Annotated in this window: 8 protein-coding genes; 3 read left to right on the top strand and 5 right to left on the bottom strand. The window is 66.6% G+C overall.

Translation table 11 applies throughout. From position 1 onward, the window contains the following. Window positions 1–351: 351 nt before the first annotated feature. Complete coding sequence (locus Q0P60_RS19080) at window positions 352–1,044, bottom strand: TorF family putative porin (RefSeq protein ID WP_294997100.1); 693 nt, start codon at window positions 1,042–1,044, stop codon at window positions 352–354. A 197-nt stretch (window positions 1,045–1,241) separates the two neighbouring features. On the opposite strand from Q0P60_RS19080, the gene kbl reads away from it, so the two are divergent. Then, on the top strand, window positions 1,242–2,450 hold the full coding sequence (kbl, locus tag Q0P60_RS19075) for a glycine C-acetyltransferase (protein WP_294997098.1): 1,209 nt from the start codon (window positions 1,242–1,244) through the stop codon (window positions 2,448–2,450). 117 nt (window positions 2,451–2,567) lie between these two features. On the opposite strand, the gene Q0P60_RS19070 is transcribed toward kbl, so the two are convergent. The 4 genes from Q0P60_RS19070 to Q0P60_RS19055 form a co-directional block, all read right to left on the bottom strand. Further along, the gene (locus tag Q0P60_RS19070; protein WP_294997096.1) at window positions 2,568–2,903 is read right to left on the bottom strand and encodes a hypothetical protein; all 336 of its coding nucleotides are present in this window, start codon (window positions 2,901–2,903) and stop codon (window positions 2,568–2,570) included. 85 nt (window positions 2,904–2,988) lie between these two features. Further along, entirely contained in the window at window positions 2,989–3,798 is an 810-nt protein-coding gene (locus Q0P60_RS19065; RefSeq protein ID WP_294997094.1) for a pseudouridine synthase, read from the bottom strand. A 20-nt stretch (window positions 3,799–3,818) separates the two neighbouring features. Then, window positions 3,819–4,325 carry a hypothetical protein gene (locus tag Q0P60_RS19060; protein WP_008267393.1) on the bottom strand — a complete coding sequence of 169 codons (507 nt, stop codon included), beginning with the start codon at window positions 4,323–4,325 and terminating at the stop codon, window positions 3,819–3,821. 216 nt (window positions 4,326–4,541) lie between these two features. Continuing rightward, window positions 4,542–5,642 carry an OmpA family protein gene (locus Q0P60_RS19055; RefSeq protein WP_294997091.1) on the bottom strand — a complete coding sequence of 367 codons (1,101 nt, stop codon included), beginning with the start codon at window positions 5,640–5,642 and terminating at the stop codon, window positions 4,542–4,544. 357 nt (window positions 5,643–5,999) lie between these two features. On the opposite strand from Q0P60_RS19055, the gene Q0P60_RS19050 reads away from it, so the two are divergent. Further along, the gene (locus Q0P60_RS19050) at window positions 6,000–7,019 is read left to right on the top strand and encodes a zinc-binding alcohol dehydrogenase family protein (protein WP_294997090.1); all 1,020 of its coding nucleotides are present in this window, start codon (window positions 6,000–6,002) and stop codon (window positions 7,017–7,019) included. Between the two features lie 186 nt (window positions 7,020–7,205). Next, entirely contained in the window at window positions 7,206–7,835 is a 630-nt protein-coding gene (locus tag Q0P60_RS19045) for a hypothetical protein (protein ID WP_294997088.1), read from the top strand. Window positions 7,836–7,937: the final 102 nt, after the last annotated feature.

Genomic DNA, 7,937 nt, shown 5'->3' with positions numbered 1-7,937 from the left:
TGGATCTGATTCACCGTGGCTTCGCCATGGTGAATCAGTCCGCGCATGTCTCCTTATCCCCGCGCCGCTGGCGCGCCCCCTTGAACAACAAGGGGGCTCTCCCCCAGCCTGGATCAGGAGCGCTGCGGAATCAGCTGGATCTGATTCACCGTGGCTTCGCCATGGTGAATCAGTCCGCGCATGTCTCCTTGTCCCCGCGCCGCTGGCGCGCCCCCTTGAACAACAAGGGGGCTCTCCCCCAGCCTGGATCAGGAATGATGCGGAATGAAAAAGGCGCCCGATGGGCACCTTTTTCGTTGCCTTCCAGCTGTTGCCGGCCAGCGGCCGGCACTACCGGTAACGCCTGCGGCGTTACTTGCCGATGGCCACGGTCAGCAGCACGCGGCTGTGGGCCAGCTTGCCGGAGTTGTCACGGCCATTACCGTCGGTGCCGTAGTAGCCCAGGCCGACATTGAACAGGCCGAACTGGCGGCTGACGCCCACGTTCCAGTCGGTGTAGTCCTTGGCCAGGCCCTTCTCGAAGCTGCTGCGGCCGACATTGGCGCTGAGCGTGACCTCCTGCGGCAGGCCCCAGTTGCCGCCGACGCCGTAGTACCAGCCGTCGGTGCCGCTGTTCCACTGGTCGTTGGTGTAGGCCACGGTCAGCTTGTAGGTGTCGTCCAGCGTGGTGGTGGTGACCAGCTCGTTGTAGTTCTGGTGGCTGGCACCGATGTAGGTATAGCGGTTCAGCAGCACGTCGAAGTTGACGCGGCGGCTGACGTCCAGGCCGTAGCCGATCTGGTAGTCGACCTCGACGTTCGGATCGCCCGGGCCGAAGTCCACGCCCGAACCCCAGACACCGGCGTACAGGCCGACCGGCGAGGTGTAGGTGAAGCCCGCCTGCAGGGTCGGCTTCTCGTCAGTCTGCGACACGCCGCGGAACAGGTAATCCGACACCGCAGTGACGTTCCAGCTGTACGGCGATTCGTTGTCCTGGGCGCTGGCGGCAAACGGCGCGAGGGTCAGGGCGGCGGCAATGGCGAGGCAGGCACGGGCGTGCTTCATGGGCGTCTCCGGGGTGGCGGGGGCGGGAAGGGGCAGCGGTGAAGCCGGTGCCAGACAGGCACGGTTCACGAATATTTAACCATTTGTTACTGCATTGCAACATGTGCCCGCCGTGGCGGTGCCCGGTCCAGCCCGGCCGATGCCGCGCGTTGCCCGGTAGAATCAGCGGTTTCCCCGTGCTGAGCCGTGCCCACGCCATGACCGACGCCTCCTCCGCCCTGACCCGCCACTACGCCGAGGAACTGGACGCCATCCGCGCCCAGGGCCTGTTCAAGTCCGAGCGGATCATCACCAGCCCGCAGTCGGCCGAGATCACCCTCGACGACGGCCGCAAGGTGCTGAACTTCTGTGCCAACAACTACCTGGGCCTGGCCGATCACCCGGACCTGATCCAGGCCGCCAAGGATGCGCTGGATACCCACGGCTTCGGCATGGCCTCGGTGCGCTTCATCTGCGGCACCCAGGACCTGCACAAGCAGCTGGAGAAGCAGATTGCCGACTTCTTCGGCAAGCAGGACACCATCCTGTACGCCGCCTGCTTCGATGCCAACGGCGGCCTGTTCGAGCCGTTGCTCGGCGAGAACGACGCGATCATTTCCGATGCGCTGAACCATGCCTCGATCATCGACGGCGTGCGCCTGTGCAAGGCCAAGCGCTTCCGTTACGCCAACTGCGACATGGCCGACCTGGAAGCGCAGCTGCAGGCAGCCGATGCCGCTGGCTGCAAGACCAAGCTGATCACCACCGATGGCGTGTTCTCGATGGATGGCTTCATCGCCCCGCTGGACGAGATCACCGCACTGGCGAAGAAGTACAACGCGCTGGTCCACATCGACGAATGCCACGCCACCGGCTTCCTCGGTGCCACCGGTCGCGGTTCGGCCGAGGTCAAGGGCGTGCTGGACAGGATCGACATCATCACCGGCACCCTGGGCAAGGCCATGGGCGGTGCACTGGGTGGCTTCACCTGCGCCAGCGCCGAAGTGATCGAGCTGCTGCGCCAGCGTTCGCGTCCGTACCTGTTCTCCAATTCGCTGCCGCCGCACGTGGTTGCCGCCGGCATCAAGGCGTTCGAGATGCTGGCCGCCGCCGATGACCTGCGCAGCACCCTGGTGGAGAACACCCGCCACTTCCGCGAGAAGATGGTCGCTGCCGGTTTCGACGTGAAGCCGGGCGTGCATCCGATCAGCCCGGTGATGCTGTACGACGCGCCGCTGGCGCAGAAGTTCGCCGAGCGCCTGCTGGAAGAAGGCATCTACGCGATCGGCTTCTTCTTCCCGGTGGTGCCCAAGGGCCAGGCCCGCATCCGCACCCAGATCAGCGCCGCGCACACCCGCGAGCAGCTGGACCGCGCTATCGACGCCTTCACCCGCATCGGTGTCGAGCTGGGCGTGATCAAGGGCTGATCACATACGGGGTCGGATCCCTTTCCCGCGGAAAGGGCTCTGACCCCGCCAAGGCGTGCCGACCAAGGTCGGCATCTACCTGTCCAGCGCGCCGAGCCGGGTCGGCACCCGCATCGGTTACTTCTTTTTCTTCTTGCCCTTCGGCTCGTCCTTGCTGGCCACCACCACCGGCTTGGCGGCGGCGTCCTGGCCGTTGCCCTTGGCCACGCGGATGCCGTTGGCCTTCATCCAGGCATCGAACTGGTCGGCAGTCATCTTCTTGTCGCCGTCGCTCATCAGGAAGCGATAGCTGCCACGGCCATCCAGTTCCGGGGTCTTCACTTCCACCACCGGGGTTTCGGCCGGGGTCTCCGCCTTGGCCACCTTCTTGTGGCCGCCACAGGCGGTCAGCAGCAGCATCGGCAGCAGCAGGCCTGCACAGCGCAGGGTTTGGTTGAGGGTCGGGTGGTACATGGGCAGGCTCCGTTCGGGAAATTCAACAACCAGGCGCCCCCTACGCCTGGAACGGTGGCCGGCAAGCGCCGGCCGCGGGCGATGATCAGCCCGCAGCAGCGGCCCCCAGCCGCTGCTGGTCGCTGACCTCCAGCACCCGCCACTGGCCCTTGCCGAGATCGCCGAGCAGCAGCCCACCGATCGCGACCCGGACCAGGCGCAGTACCTGCAGGTCGAAGGCCGCCAGCAGGCGGCGGATATGGCGGTTGCGGCCCTCGTCGAGGACCACCTCCAGCCACGCGGTCTTGTCGCCGCTGCGCAGCACGCGCACGGCCTGGGCGACCAGGAACTCGCCCTCGTCCTCCACACCGGCCTGCAGCGCCGCCAGCGTGGCGTCATCGGGCAGGCGGTCGACCTGCACGTGGTAGGTCTTGTCCGGGCCGGTCTGCGGGTCGGTCAGGTGCGCCGCCCATTGCGGATCGTTACTGAACAACAACAGCCCTTCGCTGGCCTTGTCCAGGCGCCCGACCGGCGCGATCCACGGCAGGCCGGCGCCATCAAAGCAGCGGTACACGGTGTCGCGGCCGCGCTCGTCCTGCGCGGTGGTCACCACGCCGCGCGGCTTGTTGAGCATCAGGTACAGGCGCTGCGGCGCGCCCATCGGCTGGCCATCGACCTCGATCGGCGGCGCCGGCTGGCCGATCGGGAACTCCGGGTCGCGCACGATGCGGCCGGAGACACTTACCCGGCCTTCGGCGATCCAGCGCGCGGCCTCGCTGCGCGAGCAGACGCCGGCCTTGGACAGCACCCGCGCCAGGCCATGACGGACACCGGTGGGGGCGGCAGCAGGATTCGCACGCCCACGCGGTGCGTGGGAGCGGGCGGCGGGGGCGGCAGGTGGGCGGCGCGTGCGCAAGCCTCTGCTCCCCGCGGCGATTACTTCTTGTCGACCGGCTTGGTCTCAGCCGGTGCTTCGGCTGCGGCCGGGGTTGCCGCCGGAGCCGGACGGGCCTTGACCACGCGCACGCCGCGCGCCTTCATCCAGGCGTCGAATTCTTCAGCGGTCATGCGCTTGCCGTTCTGGCTCATGTCGAAGCGCCAGGGCGTGTTGTCGAATTCGGTCTGCGGCTTGTAGGCCGCCGGATCATTCGGCTTCACCGCCGGTGCACTCGGAATGGCCTTGGCAATGTTCTGGCAACCGTCGATGCGCAGTCGCTGCAGCACCTGGTCCAGCGACTGCGAGGGATCGTAGTTGCCGCTCAGCACGCCGGCCGGCATGCCCAGCTGGTTGCCACGGATGTACAGCTCGTCGGCCACCGGCGCGATGGTCGTGGCCGGCAACGGCAGCGGCGAAGCGCTGGTGTTGACCGAGCAATCGACCGCAGCGTGGGCGGCGGGAACCAGGGCCAGCGCCAGGACGGCGGCCGATGCGGAGCGCAGCATGAGGGGCATCCAGGAAAGGAAGTGACGCGGCGAGTTTAGCAATGCCGCGACAGCTTTCAAGCGCCACTTTCAATGAATACGCCAACTCATTGGTTTTACGAATAAAAAGCCGACGAACGGTTACCCTGCGCGGCAATTCCGGTTTCCGGGCCGCAGAAACAACAAGACCCGGCCGAAGCCGGGTCCTGCTGTGTCTTGCGGGCAGAGCGTCAGAACTTAGTTCTGGACGTTCAGCTCGGTACGACGGTTCTTGGCGCGACCTTCCGGGTTGTCCGAACCATCCGGGTTGGTGTTCGGAGCAATCGGACGGCTCTCACCGTAGCCGATCGGGCCGACCAGGCGACCGGCGTCAACGCCGTTCTTGGTCAGGTAGTTGTACACGGCAGTGGCGCGACGCTCCGACAGCTTCTGGTTGTAAGCGTCGGTACCCTTCGAGTCGGTGTGACCGGCAACTTCAACGCGCAGATCCGGGTAACGCTTCAGGATCTCGGTGGCTTCGCTCAGGATCGCCACGGCGTCCGGACGCAGGTTCGACTTGTCGAAGTCGAAGTTGACGCCCTTCAGGTCGATGGAGACCGGCACCGGGCAACCGTCCGGACCGATGGTCTGACCCGGCTGCGAGTTCGGGCACTTGTCGTCGCAGTTGTTGACGCCGTCACCGTCGTCGTCCAGGTCGGCGCAGCTCGGGGCAACCGGAGCCGGAGCCGGAGCAGCCGCGACCGGAGCCGGGCCCAGCGGGATCACGACGCCGACCGAAGCCAGCACATCGCCGAACCAGCTTTCATCGTGGCCAGCACGCTTCGGGTTCACGCTCTGGTCGTCGAAGTCAGCGCGGTAGGCGACTTCGGCGCGCACGGCAACGCGCTTCTCGAAGGTGGTCTGCAGACCAACGCCGACCTTGGCGGCAACGTTGCCGTCCTTACGCTTGCGCGGGCCATTGACGTCGAACGAGTAGGTTTCTTCCGACTTCTGGTAGCCCAGGCCACCCAGGATGTACGGGTTCCAGCCGCGGCCTTCCTTGATGAAGTGGCGACGCAGGTCCAGCGAGACGCCGTACTGCGACCAGTTCTGGTCCTTGTTCGCGTCGAAGTTCGGGTTCTGGTAGTTCAGCTCACCGTCCAGCGACCAGTTCGGGCTGATGAACTTGCCCAGGCCCAGGGTGACGAACGGAGCGTCATTGGTCAGACGGTCGCTGTCCTGGAAGTTGAAGCCGGCCGAACCGGTCAGGTACCAGCGGTCGTCAAACTCCTGCGCCGACGCAGCCTGGGCGAAAGCCAGACCACCCAGCAGCGCGGCAGTAAGGATCTTCTTGTTCATTGAGTACAGCTCCTATTTCGGGGGTATGAAACCGGTAGAGGCATGGGCCAGCACTACTGCGTCGATGTTCGACAGCCGATTCAGCACGCCACCGCCGCGAACATTATGCTCAGGCGGGTGAAGGTCATGTTAACAGTCCCGTAACATGTGAAGTGTTGTGCCCGACCCTCCACCGGTCCGACGTTGAAACCCTATACAGGATGATGAAAATCCGCAAGACCCACGCACTGCAAGGGTTTGACGGGGTTTAAGTGGGAAAAGCGACATACTGCGCAACACCCTGCTTCACGCGGTTCAGCGCGTTTGCGGAAAGGTGAGGAACCTTATGATGGGGTTACGAACCCAGCCGGAGCCGAGATGAAAGCCGTCGCCCTGAGTCGTGAATCCGCCCCTGCCCTGTGCGATCTGCACCTGCCTCCACCGCTGCCTCCACGCGGCCGCGATCTGCTGATCCGGGTCGAGGCGGTCTCGGTCAATCCCGTCGATGGCAAGCAGCGCGCGGCCACCGATCCGGCCACGCTTGACGCCCCCCGCGTGCTTGGCTGGGACGCGTCCGGGGTGGTCGAGGCGATCGGCGAGGAGGCCAGCCTGTTCGCCTCGGGTGACGAGGTCTATTACGCCGGCGATGTCACCCGCCCGGGCTGCAACGCGCAGTACCAGTGGGTAGACGAACGCCTGGTCGCGCGCAAGCCGACCACGCTCGACTTCGCCGAGGCCGCGGCGCTGCCGCTGACCACGCTCACCGCCTGGGAACTGCTGTTCCAGCGCATGCCATTGCAGCTGGATGACCGTCGCCATGTCGGCCAGCGACTGCTGGTGATCGGCGGTGCGGGCGGCGTCGGTTCGATGGCCATCCAGCTGGCGCGGCACGCCGGGTTCGAGGTGATTGCCACCGCATCCCGTGACGCCTCGGCCGACTGGTGCCGGCAGATGGGCGCCCAGCATGTGATCGACCACCGGCAGGCGCTGCTGCCGCAGCTGCAGGCGCTGGACATCGACGCGGTGCAGGTCGCCCTCAACCTCGCCGACACCGACCAGTACTGGGATGAACTGGGCCAGCTGCTGGCGCCGCAGGGCCATGTCGGCCTGATCGTCGAGCCGCGTGGCGCGCTGCGCATCGGCGATCCCTACAAGGCCAAGTGCATCGGCATCCACTGGGAGTTCATGTTCGCGCGCTCGCGCTTCGCCAGCGCCGACCGAATCGAACAGCACCGCATCCTCAGCCGCGCGGCCAGCATGATCGACGCCGGCCAGCTGCGTGGCACCCTCAGCGAGCTGCTGGGCACGATCAATGCGGTCAATCTGGACACCGCCCATCAGCGCCTGGCCAGCGGACGCACGCTCGGCAAGCTGGCGCTGGCCGGCTGGGACGACTGAGCAGACCCTGCCTGTAGAGCCGAGCGGATGCTCGGCTGGGTTCCCCCAGGGCGCCGCCAGCCGAACCCGGGCCAGGCGCTACCGATCAGATCCACCTGTGCCGGTGGATTGCCCGGCATCTGTATCTATGGAACCAAAGAAATCGGGTTTACGGTGGAAACAGATCCCCCTCCCCCCGAGCCCGCCATGCCTACCGCCCTGCCCCTGCGCCTGCTGCAATTGATCATCGGCCTGTTCCTGTACGGCTTCGGCGCCTCGCTGATGATCCGCGCAGCGATCGGGGTGGCTCCCTGGGACGTGCTGTCGCAGGGCATCGCCGCGCAGACGCCGCTGTCCTTCGGCCTGGCCACCAACGTGATCGGTGCGCTGGTGCTGCTGCTGTGGTGGCCACTGCGGCAGAAGCCGGGCGTCGGCACCGTGCTCAACGTGATGCTGATCGGCCCGTCCGCGCAGTTCGGCCTGTGGCTGCTGCCGCCGGCAGTCGGCCTGGGCTGGCAGCTGGCGATGTTCTGCGTCGGCATGCTGCTGGTCGCCCTCGCCACCGGCCTGTACATCGGCGCGCGGCTCGGCCCCGGCCCGCGCGACGGCCTGATGACCGGCCTGCACGCGCGGACCGGCTGGCCGATCTGGAAGGTACGCAGCCTGATCGAAGGCAGCGTGCTGCTGCTGGGCTGGTGGCTGGGTGGCAACGTCGGCTTCGGCACCCTGGCCTTCGCCCTGCTGATCGGTCCGCTGTGCGGAGTGACGCTGGGCTGGTTCGGGATCGGCCGTGCCCCAGTCGTGGCGGCGGCGGGCCGGCAACCGCAATCGCCCTGAACTGGCCGGATCCCGGCCGGCGGTCGCCACCTCCCACCCGGCAGGCCTTGCCCCGGCCGCCGTTTCGCGGCACGCTTCGCGCTTCCGTACGCAAGCGTATCG

This window comes from uncultured Stenotrophomonas sp., assembly GCF_945952405.1.
Taxonomy (GTDB): Bacteria; Pseudomonadota; Gammaproteobacteria; order Xanthomonadales; family Xanthomonadaceae; genus Stenotrophomonas.
Note: the sequence above shows the minus strand (reverse complement) of the source record. Positions and strands in the feature narration are given on the sequence as shown.